This window comes from Leisingera sp. S132 (assembly GCF_025144465.1).
Lineage (GTDB): Bacteria > Pseudomonadota > Alphaproteobacteria > Rhodobacterales > Rhodobacteraceae > Leisingera.
Genome location: NZ_CP083553.1, coordinates 2,214,105 through 2,232,925, shown reverse-complemented (window position 1 = coordinate 2,232,925; position 18,821 = coordinate 2,214,105). Strand labels below are relative to the sequence as shown.

Annotated in this window: 19 protein-coding genes; 9 read left to right on the top strand and 10 right to left on the bottom strand. The window is 63.6% G+C overall.

What is annotated here, in order from left to right:
- Window positions 1–160: 160 nt before the first annotated feature.
- Together K3725_RS11035 and K3725_RS11030 are read right to left on the bottom strand one after the other, a co-directional pair.
- Window positions 161–1,135 (bottom strand): isopenicillin N synthase family oxygenase, encoded by a 975-nt coding sequence (locus K3725_RS11035; protein WP_260015390.1) that lies wholly within the window; start codon window positions 1,133–1,135, stop codon window positions 161–163.
- Complete coding sequence (locus K3725_RS11030) at window positions 1,135–2,499, bottom strand: FAD-dependent oxidoreductase (protein WP_260015389.1); 1,365 nt, start codon at window positions 2,497–2,499, stop codon at window positions 1,135–1,137. The genes K3725_RS11035 and K3725_RS11030 overlap by 1 nt, the downstream gene beginning before the upstream one ends.
- A gap of 220 nt (window positions 2,500–2,719) precedes the next feature.
- Here K3725_RS11030 and K3725_RS11025 point away from each other — a divergent pair, with 220 nt between their 5' ends.
- The gene (locus tag K3725_RS11025) at window positions 2,720–3,763 is read left to right on the top strand and encodes an Ldh family oxidoreductase (RefSeq protein ID WP_260015388.1); all 1,044 of its coding nucleotides are present in this window, start codon (window positions 2,720–2,722) and stop codon (window positions 3,761–3,763) included.
- A gap of 398 nt (window positions 3,764–4,161) precedes the next feature.
- Window positions 4,162–5,517 carry a proline--tRNA ligase gene (gene proS / locus K3725_RS11020; RefSeq protein WP_039186219.1) on the top strand — a complete coding sequence of 452 codons (1,356 nt, stop codon included), beginning with the start codon at window positions 4,162–4,164 and terminating at the stop codon, window positions 5,515–5,517.
- A gap of 87 nt (window positions 5,518–5,604) precedes the next feature.
- On the opposite strand, the gene K3725_RS22590 is transcribed toward proS, so the two are convergent.
- Window positions 5,605–6,375: a calcium-binding protein gene (locus K3725_RS22590; protein WP_311202201.1), complete on the bottom strand. Its 771-nt coding sequence runs from the start codon at window positions 6,373–6,375 to the stop codon at window positions 5,605–5,607.
- A 264-nt stretch (window positions 6,376–6,639) separates the two neighbouring features.
- On the opposite strand from K3725_RS22590, the gene K3725_RS11005 reads away from it, so the two are divergent.
- Complete coding sequence (locus K3725_RS11005; protein WP_260015387.1) at window positions 6,640–7,263, top strand: GDSL-type esterase/lipase family protein; 624 nt, start codon at window positions 6,640–6,642, stop codon at window positions 7,261–7,263.
- A 14-nt stretch (window positions 7,264–7,277) separates the two neighbouring features.
- Here K3725_RS11005 and K3725_RS11000 read toward each other — a convergent pair whose 3' ends face one another.
- Window positions 7,278–7,766: an HPP family protein gene (locus K3725_RS11000; protein ID WP_260015386.1), complete on the bottom strand. Its 489-nt coding sequence runs from the start codon at window positions 7,764–7,766 to the stop codon at window positions 7,278–7,280.
- Between the two features lie 287 nt (window positions 7,767–8,053).
- Between K3725_RS11000 and K3725_RS10995 the strand changes: the two genes are divergently transcribed.
- The 5 genes from K3725_RS10995 to K3725_RS10975 all read left to right on the top strand — a co-directional run bounded on the left by K3725_RS10995 (window position 8,054) and on the right by K3725_RS10975 (window position 11,628).
- Window positions 8,054–9,340 (top strand): lipoprotein-releasing ABC transporter permease subunit, encoded by a 1,287-nt coding sequence (locus tag K3725_RS10995; protein WP_260015385.1) that lies wholly within the window; start codon window positions 8,054–8,056, stop codon window positions 9,338–9,340.
- Window positions 9,333–10,016, top strand: coding sequence for an ABC transporter ATP-binding protein (locus tag K3725_RS10990; RefSeq protein ID WP_260015384.1), 684 nt, complete (start codon window positions 9,333–9,335; stop codon window positions 10,014–10,016). Before K3725_RS10995 ends, K3725_RS10990 begins: the two co-directional genes overlap by 8 nt.
- A 23-nt stretch (window positions 10,017–10,039) precedes the next feature.
- A complete protein-coding gene (locus K3725_RS10985; protein WP_260015383.1) occupies window positions 10,040–10,558 on the top strand; it encodes a hypothetical protein in 519 nt (172 codons plus the stop codon).
- A 328-nt stretch (window positions 10,559–10,886) separates the two neighbouring features.
- Window positions 10,887–11,213, top strand: a complete 327-nt coding sequence (locus tag K3725_RS10980; protein ID WP_260015382.1) for a polymer-forming cytoskeletal protein — start codon at window positions 10,887–10,889, stop codon at window positions 11,211–11,213.
- Window positions 11,214–11,286: 73 nt separating this feature from the next.
- Window positions 11,287–11,628 (top strand): zinc ribbon domain-containing protein YjdM, encoded by a 342-nt coding sequence (locus K3725_RS10975; RefSeq protein WP_260015381.1) that lies wholly within the window; start codon window positions 11,287–11,289, stop codon window positions 11,626–11,628.
- A gap of 16 nt (window positions 11,629–11,644) precedes the next feature.
- Here K3725_RS10975 and K3725_RS10970 read toward each other — a convergent pair whose 3' ends face one another.
- The 4 genes from K3725_RS10970 to K3725_RS10955 form a co-directional block, all read right to left on the bottom strand.
- Window positions 11,645–12,079, bottom strand: a complete 435-nt coding sequence (locus K3725_RS10970; protein WP_260015380.1) for a DMT family transporter — start codon at window positions 12,077–12,079, stop codon at window positions 11,645–11,647.
- A 153-nt stretch (window positions 12,080–12,232) separates the two neighbouring features.
- Complete coding sequence (locus K3725_RS10965) at window positions 12,233–12,913, bottom strand: hypothetical protein (protein WP_260015379.1); 681 nt, start codon at window positions 12,911–12,913, stop codon at window positions 12,233–12,235.
- Window positions 12,914–12,926: 13 nt separating this feature from the next.
- Window positions 12,927–13,583 carry a DNA-3-methyladenine glycosylase I gene (locus tag K3725_RS10960; RefSeq protein ID WP_260015378.1) on the bottom strand — a complete coding sequence of 219 codons (657 nt, stop codon included), beginning with the start codon at window positions 13,581–13,583 and terminating at the stop codon, window positions 12,927–12,929.
- A 28-nt stretch (window positions 13,584–13,611) separates the two neighbouring features.
- Window positions 13,612–14,376: a hypothetical protein gene (locus tag K3725_RS10955; RefSeq protein ID WP_260015377.1), complete on the bottom strand. Its 765-nt coding sequence runs from the start codon at window positions 14,374–14,376 to the stop codon at window positions 13,612–13,614.
- A gap of 745 nt (window positions 14,377–15,121) precedes the next feature.
- Between K3725_RS10955 and K3725_RS10950 the strand changes: the two genes are divergently transcribed.
- On the top strand, window positions 15,122–15,583 hold the full coding sequence (locus tag K3725_RS10950) for a DUF2726 domain-containing protein (RefSeq protein WP_260015376.1): 462 nt from the start codon (window positions 15,122–15,124) through the stop codon (window positions 15,581–15,583).
- A gap of 208 nt (window positions 15,584–15,791) precedes the next feature.
- Here K3725_RS10950 and K3725_RS10945 read toward each other — a convergent pair whose 3' ends face one another.
- Together K3725_RS10945 and parE are read right to left on the bottom strand one after the other, a co-directional pair.
- Entirely contained in the window at window positions 15,792–16,610 is an 819-nt protein-coding gene (locus tag K3725_RS10945; protein WP_260015375.1) for a hypothetical protein, read from the bottom strand.
- A complete protein-coding gene (parE, locus tag K3725_RS10940) occupies window positions 16,610–18,568 on the bottom strand; it encodes a DNA topoisomerase IV subunit B (RefSeq protein WP_260015374.1) in 1,959 nt (652 codons plus the stop codon). The genes K3725_RS10945 and parE overlap by 1 nt, the downstream gene beginning before the upstream one ends.
- Between the last annotated feature and the right edge of the window lie 253 nt (window positions 18,569–18,821).

The following is an 18,821-nucleotide window of genomic DNA, read 5'->3' as shown; positions in this document are numbered from 1 at the left end:
CTTGCAAGGGGGCAGGGCAAATCCCCTGTGGGCAAGGCGGGGATAAGGCGGAAAAGGCCGGGGGCAAGTGGGGGAAACCTCCCGCCGGGCCGCAGGCCGGGCAGCGCCCGCCCTCACAGTGTGGGCGGGCGCTCCGCCCCTCCCGGGGCGGGGCGTTCCGTCAGCTATGTATCGTGCCAAGTTCCGGCGTGTCTTCGCCCGCGGCCTCATCCGGCCAGTTGGTGCGCCAGATCTCTGCCGACCAGTGGCCGCAATGCACCGAAGGCCGGTCAAAGCCTTCGACAGGCGGCAGCAGCGGTTCCACCACCACATCATGGCGCGGCACCGCGAAATAGGGGAAGGAATAGCGCTCCCGCCCGCTCTTGTTGACCACCCGGTGCGGGGTGGAGACCAGCCGCCCGCCGGACCACAGTTCCAGCATGTCGCCAATGTTCACCACAAAGCCGCCGGGCGGGCAGCCCGGGGTGATCCAGCCGCCGCCCTTGGTCTGGACCTCCAGCCCGCCCACCGGGTCCGGTGCGATGATGGTCAGCGCGTCGGTGTCCTTGTGCGGGTGGATGCCGAACCCGTCCTCCTCCGGCGCCTGCGGCGGGTAGTGCAGCAGGCTCATATTGGTGAGCGGGGTCTCGAACGGTTCACGGAAGGCCGCCGGGTCCAGCCCCAGCCCCTCGGCCAGCGCGCCCAGCAGCAGGTGAAAGACACCGTCCAGCTCCGCCCAGTAGCCGAGGATCGCTTCGCGCGCCTCAGGCACTTCAACCGGCCAGCGGTTGGGGCCGTAAAGCGGGCAGATGGCGCAGATGGGATCATCCGCCGCCACCTCATGGTGCAGTTTGTAACCCTCGTATTTGTCCGCCGTCCCCGAACCGTCATTCGGCGTGAAGAACCCCAAGGGGATGTAGCCGCGGTAATTCTCCCGCGTAATTGCCTGTTCCCACTTGGATTTCCCGGGCACGGCAAAGATAGACTGAACGGCGCGGCGCACATTCCCGACCGTTTCCTGTACGATGCCTGTTCCGGTGATCGAAAGAAACCCGATATCCTCCGCTGCCGCCAGAATGGCGGCGACGGTGTCCTGCCGCCCGGGATGGCCATCCTCCCGAAGCGGGGTGATGTCGATTGTGGGGATCTCCTGCATCAGTGAATCCTCACGCCCTGGCGTATCAGCTCTCCTTGGACCTCACCGATGTTCACCGCGTCCAATTCGCAGTCTGCCTTCACCGACAGCGCCGCGGCGATGCCCGCGCCCTGGCCCGCGACGGCGCAAGCCGCCATGTTGCGGGTGGCGGCATGGGCGATCTTGTCGCCGCCGATGGCCCGGCCAGTGACCAAGAGGCCTTCCACCCCCTTGGGCAGCATCGCGCGGTAGGGGATCTGCATGTAGCGCCCGGTGGTGGGCAGGATCAGCACCCCGTAGCCGTCGATGAACTCAGGATAGATGCCGATGGTGTCCTCGAACCGGCCCTGATTGCGGGTCTCGTCCTCGGTAATGTTGTGATGCGCGTCGATCTTGCGGGTGTCGCGGATGCCGATGGTCATGCCGAAGTTCCGCAAACGCGCGCCCTCGCAGCCCGGGGTATAGGCCCGCAGCGCGTCAATTGCATGCATCGCCTGTTTGCGCCCCTCGATCTCACCCTTGGTCATGCTGTCAGGGTCGGTGCCGTCGATGCCGGCCAGATGCACCAGGTTCATATAGGTCATCTCGCCGCTGTCATGCACCGCGCCCCAGGTGCCGCCGATGGTATTGAGATGCGCCGGAATGATCCCGTCGCGGATCGCCTGCGAAAACGGCTTGGCCAGGAAGGGGGAGAACATGTCGTCCTCTTTCCCTGAGGTCTCCACCTGCCACTCGCCGGTCGACCAGTTGGCATAGGTCTGCGGATCGGCCTTGACGCCCTCCATGAACTTCTGCTTGTCGACGCCCGCGATGTGGAACATCACGCTGGCTGCCTGCATCTGCTCCACCGGGGTTTTCACGCAAGGCGCGCCCATCATATGGGCAATGTCGGCATCACCCGTGGCGTCGATCACACGCTTCGCAAGAATGGCCTCGCGGCCCGCCTTGCTCTCGACGATGACGCCGGTGATCCGGTTGCCCTCGCGGATCGGTGCCACGAAGACCCGGTGCAGCATCGGGTGGATGCCGGCTTCCTCGACCAGCTTGTCCGCGACCAGCTTGAAGCCCTCGCTGTCCAGCTCATAAGACAGAGACTGGCTTTCAGGCACCGCGGCGCCCATGGCCTTGGCGCGTTCCTCGAACTCCCAGCCGATGCCGCCGGCCTCTACCGTTTCCTCGTGACGGTACCAGGCAAAGCCCTCGACCCCCACGGTGGTGATGTTGCCGCCAAAGCAGCCGAAGCGGTCCATGAGCGTGACCTCCACGCCCGCCCGTGCTGCCGCCAGCGCCGCCGCCAGCCCGCCGGGGCCGGAGCCCACGACCAGCACCTCGGTTTCATGAATGACCGGGATCTCCCGTGCCGGCTCGCGTATGGTCTTGGCCACGTCTCTCGTCTCCCTTGTCCCTGTCTGAGAGCGGTGTTTCCGGTAACAGTTTCGAATCTTGAACAGCGGTTCAAGTTCTTTTGCGCCACGATGGCAGGAAAGCGGCATGGCGCTGCGGTCTGAATGCAGGAAAGCGGAAGCAATGCCGCAAACAGGCGCGGCGGGCCCTGCCGGAGCCGTAGCCTGATGCCAAGGGGCAGGGCAGGGAGGATGATTCGCCATGACGCGCAGCAAATACAGCAAGGACACGCCGCGGGTGGCACTGCCGCAGGCGGAGGCGCGGCGGATCTCAGAGGCCATCCTGACGGCCAAGGGCTGCCCGGCGGATATCGCGGCAGAGGTGGCGGCGCATCTGGTGGACTCGGACTTGTCGGGGGTGGAATCCCACGGCGTGTGGCGGATCCTGCCCTATGCGGGATACTACGACAGCGGCTACCTGGCCGCCGGGGTGCGCCCGCAGCTGCAGCAGAATGCCCGCGGCGCCTGGAGCGTCACCGGCAACGGCGGCATCGGCATCCCGGCGATGTCGATTGCCATCCGCGATGTGGTGGCGCGGGCGCAGGACAGCGGCATTGCGGCCATCGCTGTCACTGAGGCAGGCCACACCGGGAGGCTGGGGGCCTTTGCCGAATATGCCGCCGAACAGGGCTGCCTGGCGATCATCATCGGCGGCGGCGGGCGCGAGGCCTGGCGGCTGGTGGCACCTTACGGCGGGCGCAAGGCGCTGATGTCCACCAACCCTTATGCAATCGGCATTCCCGGCGGGCGGCGCGGGCCGGTGATCGTCGACTTCGCCACCTCAGCGGCGGCTGCGGGCTGGGTCTATGGCGCTCGGATAGCCGGGGCGCAATTGCCTGAGGGCGTGCTGATCGACCGCGACGGCAACCCCAGTACCGACCCGGAGGCCTATTTCGGGGGCGGCGCCATCCTGACCGCAGGCGGCGCCAAGGGCTATGCGCTGTCGGTGGCGGCCGAGATGATCGCCGAGGCGATGCTGGGCCCGGTCACCACCGAATGCAACTGGCTGATGCTGGCGCTGGACTGCAGCCTGTACCAGGAGCCCAGCCGCCTGCAGGAGATCGCCGAGGGTATCCTGGACGAATTCCGCAACTGCCCGCCCGCGCCCGGCTTCGACCGGGTCGAGATCCCTGGCGAGCGCGAGGCGGACGCGCGGATGGAGAATGCGCAGAAGCCGATCCTGCTGCCGGAAGCGACCTGGGCGGAGATCCGGATGCTGGCAGAAGGGCTGGGGGTGGAGACTTAGGGGCGCACCTTCTGCACCACGAGGCCCGGGCCTGACCTTGGGGAGGCGCAAATGCGCCTTCCCGGGGGGAAGGTCAGGCGCGGGCCGTGCGGCTGGCGCCTCACGTCCCAGGGAATATCCTGCCAACGCCCCTCTTTGAATTGCACGGTTGGGTGCGAAGGGCTCCGCCCGTCCACGCCTCAAACAGTCCGCCGGACTGTTTGCCCCTTCGGGAACCGGCGTGAACTCCCGGGGGGAAGGTCAGGCGCGGGCCGTGCGGCTGGCGCCACACGTCCCAAGGTGCACAGCCTGGCACAGTTGCTATCCAGAACACCGCGATTGGATCCTCCTCTTGCCCGCACCCCCATCACCCACTAAACCGGGCGGGAACTCGAACCCACATCACCGATGGAGCCAAGATGCGCCTGTCCCGCTATTTTCTGCCGGTTCTGAAAGAGAACCCCTCGGAAGCCCAGATCGTCAGCCACCGGCTGATGCTGCGCGCCGGGATGATCAAGCAATCCGCCGCCGGGATCTATTCCTGGCTGCCCTTGGGCTTCAAGGTGCTGAAGAAGATCGAAAGCATCGTGCATGACGAGCAGATCCGCGCGGGCCATATCCCGATGCAGATGCCGACCATGCAGTCCGCCGACCTGTGGCGCGAGTCGGGCCGCTATGAGGCTTACGGCCAGGAGATGCTGCGGGTGAAGGACCGGCATGACCGCGACATGCTGTTCACCCCCACCGCCGAAGAGCTGATCACCGACATCTTCCGCGCCCATGTCAGCAGCTACAAGGACCTGCCGCTGACCATGTACCAGATCCAGTGGAAGTTCCGCGACGAGATCCGCCCGCGTTTCGGCGTGATGCGCGGCCGCGAATTCTACATGAAGGACGGCTACAACTTCGACCTGACCAAGGAAGATGCGCTGCACGCCTACAACCGCCACCTGGTCAGCTACCTGCGCACCTATGAGCGGATGGGCCTGCAGGCGATCCCGATGCGTGCCGACTCCGGCCCGATCGGCGGCGACGACACCCATGAATTCCTGGTGCTGGCCGAGACCGGCGAGTCCGAGGTATTCTATGACAGCGCCGTCACCGATCTGACCTTCGGCGACCGCGAGATCGACTATGACAGCGTCGAGCAGTGCCAGAGCGTGCTGGAGGAGTTCACCTCCAAATACGCCCGCACCGACGAGACCCACGACGAGGCCCTGTTCAACCAGATCCCCGAGGAGCGCCGCCGGGTGGCGCGCGGTATCGAGGTCGGCCAGATCTTCTATTTCGGCACCAAATACTCCGACGCCATGGGCGCCACCGTGCAGGGGCCCGATGGTAAGAACGTACCGGTCCACATGGGCTCCCACGGCATCGGCGTTTCCCGCCTCCTGGGTGCGATCATCGAGGCCAGCCACGACGACAAGGGCATCATCTGGCCCGAAGGCGTGACCCCGTTCCACTGCGGCATCGTCAATCTCAAGCAGGGCGACGACGAAGCCGATGCCGCCTGCAACCAGCTCTACGCAGCGCTGACCGCTGCCGGTCTGGACCCGCTCTATGACGACCGCAACGAGCGTGCGGGCGGCAAATTCGCCACCATGGATCTGATCGGTCTGCCCTGGCGCATCACCGTCGGCCCGCGCGGCCTCAAGAACGGCGTGGTTGAGCTGACCTCCCGCCGCACCGGCGAGAGCGAAGAGCTGTCCCCGGAAGAGGCGGTGAAGAAGGTGGTTGAGGTCTACAAGGCCCACCCCACCGGCCGCGGCTTCTGAGCTTCGGCGAATAAGAGACTGTTAACAATTAAAAAGGGAGCCTCACGGCTCCCTTTTTGTTTGCATGCGCAGACCTGCACCCCCGGCTCAGAAGAGGTCCTGACCGGGAAGGAACAGAAAATTGTCCGCGCTAAGATCATCGAGATCCTTGCCCAGCAGAACAATCACATCGCCGCCGCCAAAGCTGAAGATCATGTTCGGGCCGTCCCGGGCGACGAAGCCCATCAGGTCCTCGTAGCTGTCAACGCCGCTGATTTGCAGCGCAATCACATCCTGGCTGGCATCAAACTGCATGACCCAGTCCCGCCCGTCGCCTTCGGCAAAAATGAAGGTATCGCTGCCCGCGCCGCCGATCAGGGTGTCGCGCCCGGCGCCGCCGCTCAGCTCGTCATCGCCCGGCCCGCCGATCAGCCGGTCGTTGCCGTACCCGCCCTCCATCCGGTCGCTGCCGCGTCCGCCGATCAGCACATCATCGCCGCTGCCGCCATCCATGCCGTTCAGGCCGCTGCCGCCGATCAGAAGGTCGTTGCCGTTGCCGCCTGCCATCATGTTGACGCCGCCGCCGCCGGTCAGAACGTCATTGCCATTGCCTCCGTCCAGAAAGTCGAAGCCGTCCCCGGCAGACAGCCGGTCATTGCCGTTGCCGCCCAGCAGGATGTCATTGCCACCGCCGCCGCTGATCACGTCATGACCGCCGCCGCCGGACACGAAATCGTCGCCGCCGCCCGCGCTGATCCGGTCATTGCCCGGTGTTCCGGTGATTGTGTCATTGCCGCCGGTGCCGCTGGTGCCGCCGCGCGCGGCCAGGGGGCTGAACCCGGCACCGGGGCCGGACACAGCAGAACGGATACTGTTCATTGGTAATCCTCAATGTCAGAAACGATGGGGTTCAACCTGAAATTGCGCGTGGTTAAAAAGGTATTACCTCGCGTGTTGCCGGGACCGGATGCGCCTGTTTTTGACGGAATGTTTGCGTCGGCCTGCCACTGGACCGGCAGGCCGCGCGGAGGGTCAGCGCCCGCCCGGGCCTGCAGACCGGCTTAAGATCACGGCGGACGGCGGGATTTTCCCTTGCCGGGATCAGCCGCGCCGCGCAGGGTGCCGGAAACGGGAGGAGACGGCATGAAACAGATTCTGGCTTTTGGCGACAGCCTGACCTGGGGCAGCCACCCGCATACTGGCGGGCGGCACGCCGCAGCGGACCGGTGGCCGGTGGCGCTGGGCGAAGGCCAGGCGGAGGCGGTTGTGGTTGCGGAAGGGCTGCGCGGCCGCACCACGGTTCATGCCCGCCCTTCCGCCTGTGCGGAGATGCGCGGCGATGCAGTGCTGCCCATGCTGCTGCACAGCCATGCGCCGCTGGATCTGGTGATCATCATGCTGGGCACCAATGACATTTACGAAGGCCACCCCAGCTATCTGATCCGCGACGGGCTGGAGAGGCTGGTGGAGATCATCCGCCATCACCCCTGGCGGCTGCCGGAGGCGGCGGAGCCGCAGGTGCTGCTGGTCGCGCCGCCGCCGGTGACGCTGTGCGAAACCTCGGATGTGACCCCGGCGATGGTCGAACAGTCAGAGGCACTGGCAGACGTGATCGAGGCACTGGCGGACCGGCTTGGCTGCGGCTTTTTTAATGCAGGCCAGGTGGCGCGGGCCTCTGCCGCCGATGGCTATCACCTGGAGGCGGCGGATTCGCGCGCTCTGGGCGTGGCGCTGCGGGTGCCGGTGGCGGCAATGCTGGCGCTCTGACAGCGCGGGTCCGCTCAGCTCTGTTTCAGCGGGTAGTCATGGCCCGAGAAACGGTGGAACACGGCAGCGATGGCCACCAGCGCGACGGCGCCGGTCAGCACCGGGAACAGCAGGAAGCTGATGCCGGGATCGGTGGCAAAGACCACCAGCGGGTCGGCGCCCGCGGGCGGGTGGGTCAGCCGCAGCGCCGCCATCAGGGCAATCGACAGCCCCACCGCCAGCGCCAGCGCCCACCAGGTGTCCGGCAGCAGCGCGTTCAGTGCCAGCGCGATGGCAGTGGCCAGCACATGGCCGCCCACCACATGCGCGGGCTGCGACAGCGGGCTGGCGGGCACCGCGAACAGCAGCACGCAGCTGGCGCCAAAGGGCGCGATCAGCAACAGGAGGTTGGCGTGGGTGGTGAGCAGCGACAAGGCTGCAATGGCCAGAAAGGCGCCAAGCCCGGCCATGATCACCATGCGCAGAGACGAATGCGGCAGCGCGCGTTTGAAGTATCTGTCCATCGTTTTACCCATTGAATCCGGAACCGGCCTGATAAAGCCTCGCCGGCGGGCAGATGCAAGGCAATGGGCATATGCGGCAGGTCACGATGCGGTGACGCCGGGCGGAACGGGCGCTCAAGAGTTTTGAGAAAAACTCTTGGCAAATCTTTTCCTCAAAAGATTTGCGCGCGCAGCGGATCTGTCCCGGCCCCGGCAGGCGGATTATCGGGCAGATATGCAACCGCACCTTGACCCCAGGCGTTAGGCAGCACAGTTTGCAGGCAAAATTTCCGGGCAGGACCCCTTACATGGCCACCACACCACCGCCGTTTTCACGTTTCGAATGGATCATCGCCTGGCGCTACCTGCGCGCCCGCAAGGCCGAAGGCGGGGTCAGCGTGATGACCTGGATCAGCCTCATTGGCATCACCCTGGCGGTGTTTGCGCTGATTGCCACGCTGGCGGTGCGCTCCGGCTTCCGCTCCGAATTTGTCGGCACCATCCTCGGCGCCAATGCCCATGTCACCGTCTATTCCTATGGCGAGGTCAACGAGGCGGGTGTGCTGGACCGCGCGCTGAAGGACTACGAGGCGCTGGCTCAGACGGTTGCCGCGGTGCCGGGCGTCACCCGCGCCGCGCCGCTGATCAAAGGGCAGGTGATGGCGAGCCTGCGCCAGCGCAACGCAGGCGTCGAGGTGTTCGGGATCTCCGCCAAGGACATCCAGGGCATCCCCGGCGTCGCGCAAAGCGAGGAAGCCATCGGCGACCTCGCGCGGTTTGAGGAGGGGATTTCCATCGGCTCCGGCGTGGCGCGGGAACTGGGGGTGAGCGTCGGGGACAAGATCAAGCTGATCTCCCCCAACGGCGTCAAGACCGCCTTTGGCACCAGCCCGCGGGTCAATGCCTATGAGGTGGTCTATGTCTTCACTGCAGGCCGCTGGGACATCGACCGCACCCGGGTCTATCTGCCCTTTGGTGAGGCGCAGAGCTTCTTCAACCGCGAGGGCGTCGCGGATGAGATCGAGGTTATGGTCGAAGATCCTGAAAACGTGGAGGAAATCGCCCTGCCGATCCTGGCGGCGGCGGGCGGCGTTGCGGGTGTCTGGACCTGGCGCGATGCCTCCGGCGGCTTCCTGCGCGCGCTGGAGGTCGAGGACAATGTGATGTTCATCATCCTGTCGATCCTGGTGCTGATCGCGGCGATGAATATCGTTTCGGGGCTGATCATGCTGGTCAAGAACAAGGGCCGCGACATCGGCATCCTGCGCACCATCGGCCTGAGCGAAGGCTCGGTGATGCGGGTGTTCTTCATTTGCGGCGCCTTCACCGGGGTGATCGGCACCCTCTGCGGCGTGGTGCTGGGCTGCCTGTTTGCGCTTTATATCGATCCGATCTTTTCCTTCGTGAACTACGTGATGGGCGGCGGCGTCTGGGACCCGTCGATCCGCGGCATCTATGCGCTGCCTGCCGAGCTGCGGCTGGCGGATGTGGTCTCGGCCACCGCGCTGTCCTTGGGGCTGTCGTTCTTTGTGACCATTTTCCCGGCCCGCCGCGCGGCGCGCCTCAACCCGGTGGAGGCGCTGCGCTATGAGTGAGATCACGCTGGAGCTGAAGGGGATCACCAAATCCTACCTGACCGGCACGCCGGGGCAGGTCGATGTGCTGCGCGGCGCCGATCTGAGCCTGCAGGCGGGCGAAGTGGTGGCGCTGGTGGCGCCGTCGGGTGCGGGCAAGTCGACGCTGCTGCACATCGCGGGGCTGCTCGATACGCCGGATGCGGGCGAAGTGCGGGTGGCGGGCGAAGACGTGACCCGCAAGGGCGACCGCCGCCGCACCCGTGTGCGCCGTCAGGAGGTTGGCTTTGTCTACCAGTTCCACCACCTGCTGCCGGAGTTTTCGGCGCTGGAAAACATCGTGCTGCCGCAACTGGCCAATGGCGCCTCGCAGAAATCTGCGGTGGCGCGGGCGGCGGAGCTGCTGGGCACCGTGGGGTTGGCAGGCCGCGCCGATCACCGCCCGGCGGCGCTGTCGGGCGGCGAGCAGCAGCGGGTCGCCTTCTGCCGGGCGCTGGCCAACGCGCCGCGGGTGCTGCTGGCGGATGAGCCGACCGGGAACCTGGACCCCGCAACCTCCGACCAGGTGTTCGCGGCGCTGATGGAGCTGGTGCGCGGCACCGGCTTGTCGGCGCTGATCGCCACCCACAACCTGGATCTGGCAGCGCGGATGGACCGGCAGGTGAAGCTAGAGAACGGGCTGCTGGTGCCGGTTTAGGCGGGACAGCAAATAGAGTTGGCATGCGAAGCCGCAAGGCAAGGACTGGTGAACCGGGATTGGATTATCAGCCAGAAGGAGGCAGGCGATTGCCGGTGCTAAAAGATGTGTCTCAGACAGAGATCGAGGAAATTAACAGTTGGCAGTTTCCACTTACCGTAACGATTGAGCAGACATCCGGAACCCTCTTGCGGGTGGCAATTGGTGCCGGTGCGATCGGCGGCGAGGCAGCAGACGTCGCCGGGATAACAGGTCTGAGCAGCATTGAGGCGCAGGCCGATAGTCCGGCCTATGTGTTTGAATTTGAAAATTTTGTTTCATATGCCGTTACTGACGAAATGTACGCGCAAAACAGTAAGGAAGAGATCGGGCAGGGGAACTGGATTAGCATCTACACCCGTTCGCATTTCTTGGATTTTGTCAGGAAGTCCACTTGGGCGTCTACTGATTACCCGGGTGAGTTGACGCACTATCAGATCAACACGCTGGACCACACGGTTGATGTTGTTTGCTATGAACCGGTTGAGTTTTCCGCGGCCTGACTGGCCGATATTGCACATTTGACCCGGTCCCCCGCGCTAGCCCACTCTATCCCTGGTACGGTTCCAGTGACGGCGGGCTCAGATGCAGAAGACGGCTGCGGTCCTGAAGAGTCTGGTGGTGCTGTTGCGCGATGCTTCGGTGATTGCGCTGTTCGTGGTCTTTCTGCTGTTCCTGCAGGTGGAATAGGCGGCCGGCAGCGAGCAAGGCGGCGGAACCTTGCCACCCGGACAGCTGCGGCTTTGGCCCCGGGGCGGCTGTTTGCTAACAACTGTTCAAAATACCCCGGGCGGGCTAGGCTGTCCGGGGTTGCGCAGAAAGGGCTGAGACGTGGTGAATTCGGTAATCGAGAAAGATGTGACGGTTGAAGGCAATATCACCTCCAGCAAGGGCAGCGTCGAAGTCAGGGGCCGGGTTGTCGGCGATGTGTCGGCGCTGGCGGTGACGGTGCTGGAAGGCGGTACCGTGGACGGCGCGCTGAGCGCGAAATCGGTGACCGTGGAAGGCGCCTACAGCGGCAAGATCCAGTGCGAGGACCTGCGTCTGGCGGCCAGCTCGCAGGTGCAGGCGGATGTCTCGGCGCAGACCATGTCGACCGAGAACGGCGCCCAGCTGCAGGGCAATATCAAGGTCAGCGGCAAGAGCAACGGGGCCTAAGCGCAGATGTTCAGGCAGGCGTCAGGCGGTTTGCGTCTGGCCTCGGCCTGTCTGTCAGGCTAACAGTTTGCGCATGACTGACACTTTGCCGCCGTGCCCCGACTGTTCCTCTGCCTATACCTATCAGGTGGATGCCTTGCTGATCTGCCCCGAATGCGCTCATGAATGGGCGGCGGGGGATACCGCAGCGGAGGCCAAGGAAGTGCTCGACAGCGTCGGCAATGTATTGCAGGACGGTGACACGGTAACGGTGATCAAGGACCTGAAACTGAAAGGCACCTCCTCGGTGATCAAGGTCGGCACCAAGGTGCGCGGCATCCGGCTGGTCGACGGCGATCATGACATCGACTGCAAGGTGCCTGGCGTCGGGCCGATCGGGCTGAAGTCGCAGTTCGTAAAGAAGGTGGCGGGCTAGGCCACGGCCTTGCGCCTCAGGCCATCTGGGTGATCCAGACCCCCAGCGCCATCACCGAAATGCCGGCGGCGCGGGTCAGGGTCAGCGGGCTGACCTGGGCGCCGAACAGTCCGAAGTGGTCGATGGCGGCGGCAGAGATCAGCTGGCCGATCAGCACGAAGAACACCGCGTTGCCGACGCCGAAATGCGGCGCCACATAGGTGATTGACAGCACGTAGAAGGCCACCAGAACGCCCGCCAGCAGCAGGTGCTTGGGCGCGGCGGGAATTTTTGCCAGCGCCTGCGGCCCTGCGATCAGCGCGTAAACGGACGTGGCAATCAGCGCGATCAGGAACAGCACCACGGCGGCGGAGGCGGGGGAGCCGATCAGCTTGCCGAGCGCCGCGTTCAGCGCCGCCAGAACCGGAATGCCGAGGCCTGCGGCCAGCATGATGAGGGCGTATTGGGTCATGGCGCGATTCCTGCAGGTTGCTTGCGGATTTGTGGCCGGAAATTCTTCGCCAAGGCAAGGGGTACGTTGCGGCGCAGCGCTGGAATCCGGCGCGATTTCCGGCCATGAAGAACCGATATTTCAGGGCCGTTTTCCGCGGTGGTAAATGGCGGATCAATCGCAGATGCCGTTCAGTTCCGCGTCCTTCCAGGGCATGTAGACCGCGCTCTCGCGGCTTTGCGGCAGCGGGCTGACGGGCATGGCAGCGGACAGCATCCGGTGCAGCCGCCTGGTGCGGGCGGCCTGCGGGGCGAGGGCGCGGCAGCAGACGTATTCCTCGACAATAGCGCCCTGCTGTTCGAACCCGTAGGAGAGGAAGCTGGGGTCGCCCTCCAGATCAAACAGATAGGGATCGCGGTCCTGGCCGTGCTCTGCCGCGGCGCGCAAAGGCGAATAGCCGGTCTGGCGGCGGTTCTGCCATTGCCAGACGTGGGTGGCCTCATGCGCAAGCAGCATCGCCTCGACCAGGTGCAGCCGGTCCGGGTGTTCCGGCAGGTAATTCTCCAGATACCAGTCGCGGGTAAAGAAGATACGGTTGAACAGCGCGACGGCGGCGGGTTTGGCGGTGACGATCTCTTCCTTCACGGGCGGCAGGATGCGCTCGCGGCAGGTGACGCGCGGGCGCGGCATGCGGCGGAAGGTGACCGGCCCCAAGGGCGCGCCCTCGACGATGCGGACCTTGTCTGCGTTGAGGCTGGTGCCGTGCAGGGTGGCCAGATAGGCGCGTTCGGTCTCTGTCAGCGGGCGGCCGCAGGCGGCGAGAAACAGCAGGGCGAGAAGCAGGCAGCGGATCATGTGCGGATCAGCCTCAGCAGCTCATCGCCAGCACGCGGCTGATTTCGGTGAGCGAGCGGCCTGATTGCTGCATCCATTTGTTGAACGCGGACTGAACGGACTTGAGGGCGGTCTTGGAGGTTGCCGGTTTGTCGATGACGCCCTCGGCGATAAGGCGGGCGGTGACGTCCTGTGACAGGATGAAACTGTCGCGGCCGGCAAAGCGCATGGCATATTGGCCGGTCATGCCGCCGAGGCGTGCGCCGCGTTTCTTGAGCATGTCCAGAAGCCCGATGTAGTCGGATGACGGCCAGCCGCCCAGCACTTCGCCTGCGCCGCCCTCATCCCGCAGCTCCATCAGGAACGCGGCATTGGCGCGCACGGTGGCCAGTTTGGCGCCGTTCCTGACCACGCGGGTGTCGCTGAGGATCCGGTCAAACTCGTCCTCCGGCATGAAAGCGCAAGGGCCGGGGTCGAAGCCGTGGAAGACCTCCTCGAACCCGTCCCATTTGGCCTCGATGACTTTCCAGTTGAAGCCCGCCTGAAAGATGCATTTGGTCATCACGGACAGCCAGCGGTCCTCCGGCAGCCCGGTCACCTTGGGGTCGGGTCTTGAGAGTTTTTCCTCCAGCGCCTGCACCCCGCCGTGGCGGTCTGCGGAAAGGGCGTAGATCTCGTCAAAGCTGCGCATGGGCGGGGTCCTGCTGGGTCTCCTCAGGTTAGCGGCGCGCGCGCAGCTCGACAATGGATTTGCCGAGGCGGAAGGGGGCGGCGAAGCTGACGAGGCACAGCGCGATGATCTGCAAGACCAGAATATGGGCGTTGTCCTGCAGGTATTCCCATTCCTCTTTCAGTTTGGAGACATGGTCGATGAGATCGTCATAGGCCCGCGCGATGATCAGGAAGTCGCCTGCAATTGCGGGCACCTTGCGGCGCATGGTGTCGACGGCGGCCTGGGTCGGGGCGTCGAGGGCGGTGAACACAAGAAACGCTTCCGGGTCGAAGGCGCTGGCCTGGGCCTCCATATCCTTCATCTCGTCCATCCCGGCGCGGGTGCCGCCGAACAGGAAGCTGAGGCCCTGCAGCGGCGCGACCTCATCCGTCACCGCGATGAACAGCGGCAGTTCGGCGTTGCCAGCGGTGGAGGCGGAGAGGAATTCGACCTTTTCGCACAGGACCGCGATGTCGGCGTCATAGGCGGGATCGCAGAAGCGCAGGCGGAAGCGGGCGGCGTCGCGGTCAAAGGCGGCCGTTGCGGCATAGGCGATGTCGATCTGGCGTTCGAGCTTTGAGGAATCAGCGGCGTAGATGCCGGAGATCACCGCCACCAGCGCGCCGAAGCCGCCCAGCAGCACCCAGACCAGATCGGCCAGTTTCCAGGCCCGGTGGCCTGCCGGTTTGCGGAACAGGAAGGCGGTGGCGATCAGCCCGGTGACGAAGAACAGGATCAGGAGGGGCAGCTGGTTGTCCGCGATGAAGGTCATGGCTGTCCCCGTTCTGTGATTGGCTGGCCTAACCATAGGAAGGGAAAGCGGTTTCAGGCAACAGCCCTCACGAAGCTGTCACCGGATGCACGGGTTTGGCCGGGCGGGGGTGTGTCCCTGTCCGGTGGCTGTCTGTCGGTCTGTCTGGCCGTCTGCTTGTCTGGGGCCGTTGGGCCGTTTTGCTTGCGTGGCCGTTTCGTGGTGGCCGGTGAAGAGGTGGCGGCGCCGCCAAGAGGCCCGGAGGGGCCGGAGGCGGAGGGCCGGGCAGGGGTGTGCTACGCCCCCATGTCCGCTCGAAAGCTTCCGTTCTGCGGAGAACCCCTGCACCCGATGAAAAGGTGGTCCTGGGGGTTCCCGTATCTCCTGGTGGTACGGGGTGTCAGTCCGCACCGGTGTCGCGACGGATTGGAGTATGGCAGAGCGGGGTTAAAGGCGGGCAACCGGGGCGTGCGGTGGATTGGGGTTTGGCGCAACGGAGGGGCAGAGGGCGTATTCAAAGCTCAAACTTAGGGCGGCGCGAGGGTCTGGCAGGGCAAATCAGCTTATGGTAGTGCGGAGCCCATAGGCAACATGAAGCGTGTGCAATATGGAATTTATACTATTAGCCGCGGTCGGGGTGGCGGTTTGGTTTGTGATAAGGTCGAACAGAAAAAGCTACTCCTACAGAAAACATCCGAGGCCACCGGAGGGACCGGAACCCGTTGAAAGGCAGGCGGAGAGGCCAAGCCGCAAAAATAACTGGGGATTGACGGATCCCAAGAACCAAGCGGCGGCTGTGGCGAAAGTCAACTTTGAGAAGACCAAGCTTATGAATGCGTCTGAGTTTCGCGTGTTTGCGGCTTTGGAAAAAATAATCGATGATCTGGACGAGGGTTATCGCGTCATGGCGCAAACCAGCTTGGGTGAGGTGATAAAACCGAAGCCCAGTTCCGGGGATTGGAAAGAGCGTAAGAATGCCTTTGCCTCAATCAACTCCAAGAGATTGGATTTCGCGGTGATTGATAAATTCGGTTTTGTGGCACTGGCTGTCGAATATCAAGGCAGCGGACACCATCAGGAGACAGCGTTTATTCGGGATGCGGTGAAAAAGGAAGCGTTGCGCCGCGCTGGCATCCGGCTTCTCGAGGTGGAGAAGGGAACAACGCCAAAGGAGCTGAAGCAGTCGGTTCTTACATCACTCGGCAAAAACGGTACCGATGCGGCCTGAGTTCACTCTGCCTTGGGACGTGGCACGCAGCGGCACGGCCCGCGCCTTGGGCTCCGCCCGTTCAGGCCTGAAACGCTCCGCCGGAGCATTTCCGAGACGGCCTTCACTCCCCCCGGGAAGGCGCCTCACGCCTCCCCAAGGTCAGGTGCGGGCCTTGTGGTGCGGGAGGGCAAGCATGCTATTTTCTTATGTCGATTTCGTAGAGAAATTAGTTGAAGTTCGGCGACGACAAAGGCCCAAAGTAACTTTCAAAAGCAATATTAAGCAGATTATTGTACTGAAATGATTTTTCGTAACTAATTGTGGTTACGGTAATATTTTTGCCTTCTCCGAGAAATAGGCTGTGCTCATTCTTGTAATCGAAGCTTTCCGGCTCTAGGTGAAGGTGTGCAATTAGGCCGTCCATGTAAATTCTTGCGATTGGTATCGTTCTTTCAGGTGCGTCACCAAGTGCTGGGATCACCTTTTCGTCTAAAATGGGGCTGTGGTTATGAGGCTCACCTTTAGTCGAAAGCTGGATAAGTGAGATCGGCATTTTAGAGCAGTCAATACGCCCTTCTAATATGGCGAGTTTAGCTTTTTCCTCAATTTCCTTCGGGAGTGAAAAATTTTGCATGTCTGATATTTGGGAAACACTTGCACGCCAAGCGATACTCCAGAAGAACAGACAAACAGCTTCTTGATTGAAGTTGTCTACCGTTCTGATTCCATAGTCTTCAGACATTGGCCCGAGGGTTATATCTTTCGGTAAGTGAAAGTTCCAGCCAGACCAAACCAATTTTGCGCGACGTAGCTCCTTGATCGCAAGGTCGTCAATTTCGCTCAGCAAGTCTTCTCCAGTACGTGTCACTAGAGAAGCATCATACCAGCTCGTCCAACGTTTTAAGTGTCCCCGCCCCTTTGTCGATTGTAAAAGCGGTGACCCTGCCACCGTTGGCCGTGTGAAAGCTTGGGGAATAATATGTGACTTTACAAGTTTGCCCTCATTTCCTGTTAACCGGCAAACTCCGAATTTCTTTTTGGCCATCAAACATCCAGCTCCTCCACGAACTTCGCGTTCTCCTGGATATACTGGAAGCGGAGCTCGGGTTTCTTGCCCATCAGGCGCTCGACCAGGTCGCCGGTCTCGCCGGGCTCGTCCTCGTCGATGGTGACGCGGATCAGCTTGCGGGTCGTGGGGTCCATGGTGGTTTCTTTCAGATCTTTGGCGTCCATTTCGCCAAGACCCTTGAAGCGGCTCACATCGATCTTGCCCTTGCCGCCCAGGCCCTTTTCCAGCCATTTGTCGCGCTCGGCCTCGTCCAGGCAGTAGACGCGTTTCGCCCCTTGGGTCAGGCGGAACAGCGGCGGGCAGGCGAGGTAGAGGTGGCCGCCGTCAATGAGCGGGCGCATCTGGGTGAAGAAGAAGGTCATCAGCAGCGAGGCGATATGGGCGCCGTCGACGTCCGCGTCGGTCATGATGATGATCTTGTCATAGCGCAGGTCATCAAGGTTGAACTTGGTGCCAAGGCCGACACCCAGCGCCTCGCAGAGGTCGTTGATTTCGGCGTTTGAACCCAGCTTGTTGGAGGCGGCGCCCAGGACGTTGAGGATCTTGCCCTTGAGGGGCAGCAGCGCCTGGTTCACGCGGTTGCGCGCGCCCTTGCCGGAGCCGCCCGCGGAGTCGCCCTCGACGATGAACAGCTCGGTGCCGGCGCGATCCTTGGAGGTGCAGTCGGTCAGCTTGCCGGGCAGGCGCAGCTTCTTGGTGGCGGATTTGCGCTGGGTCTCCTTCTCCTGCTTGCGGCGCAGGCGCTCCTCGGCGCGCAGCACAAGAAAGTCGAGGATGGCGCCGGCGGATTTGGTGTCAGCGGCGAGCCAGTTGTCGAAATGGTCGCGGACCGAGTTTTCCACCATCTTGGCGGCAGCCTCAGTCGACAGGCGGTCCTTGGTCTGGCCGACAAAGGCCGGGTCGGCGATGAAGCAGGAGACCAGCGCACAGCCGCCTGCCATCAGGTCGTCGCGGGTGATGTTGCCGGCCTTTTTGTTGCTGACCAGTTCGCCGTAGGCCTTGATGCCCTTGAGGATCGCGGCCCAGAAGCCGGCGACATGGGTGCCGCCCTCGGGTGTCGGGACGGTGTTACAGTAGGACTGGGTGAAGCCGTCGCGCGAGGGCGTCCAGTTGATCGCCCATTCCACGTAGCCCGGCGCGTTGAATTTCTCGCGGAACTCGACCTTGCCCGCAAACGGCACGTCTGCGTAGACGGAGGATTTTCCAAGGACTTCGGTGAGGTAGTCCTTGAGGCCGCCGGGGAAGTGGAAGGTGGCCTCAGTCGGGGTTTCGCCGTCGTCAATCTCGGATTTCCAGCGGATTTCGACGCCGGAGAACAGATAGGCCTTGGAGCGCACCAGGGTGAAGAGGCGCTTGGGCTTGAAGCGGTGGTGGCCGAAGATCTGCTCGTCGGCGTGGAAGGTCACAAAGGTGCCGCGCTTGTTGGGGGCGGCGCCGATTTTCTCAACCGGGCCGAGGGGCAGGCCGCGGGAGAAGCGCTGCTCGAACAGTTCCTTGTTCTTGGCAACTTGCACGACCATGGAATCCGACAGCGCGTTCACCACAGAGGAGCCGACGCCGTGCAACCCGCCGGAGGTCTGGTAGGCCTTGCCGGAGAACTTGCCGCCCGCGTGCAGGGTGCAGAGGATCACCTCCAGCGCGGATTTATCCGGGAACTTGGGGTGCGGGTCGATCGGAATGCCGCGGCCGTTATCCGAGATGGTGACGGCATAGTCGGAGTGCAGGGTCACCTCGATGCGGTTGGCGTGGCCGGCGACGGCCTCGTCCATGGAGTTGTCGAGGATTTCCGCCACCATGTGGTGCAGCGCGCGCTCATCGGTGCCGCCGATATACATGCCGGGGCGCTGGCGGACCGGTTCGAGGCCTTCCAGAACCTCGATCGAGGAGGCGTCATAGGTATCGGATGCAGGCGTGCTGAGGAGATCGTCGGCCATGTGCGGGAGCTGCTCTTCCTTGGTGTTGATTGGCGGCCATTATGGCAGGTGTTGGGGCCGGGTGGAAGAGGGACGCAAGGGGCTGTGGATAAGGCGGGCAGGGCTTTGCAATGCTTAGGGAATTGAGCGGAGAGAGCTGCGCTGCTCCGCAGGGTGGTGCGAATGCGCCGCCCCGAGGGGGCGGAGCGGCGCAGCCCGGCCTTGCTGCCGGGCAAAGTGTGATGCGGTGCGGTTCCGCTGAACTGATGGCATC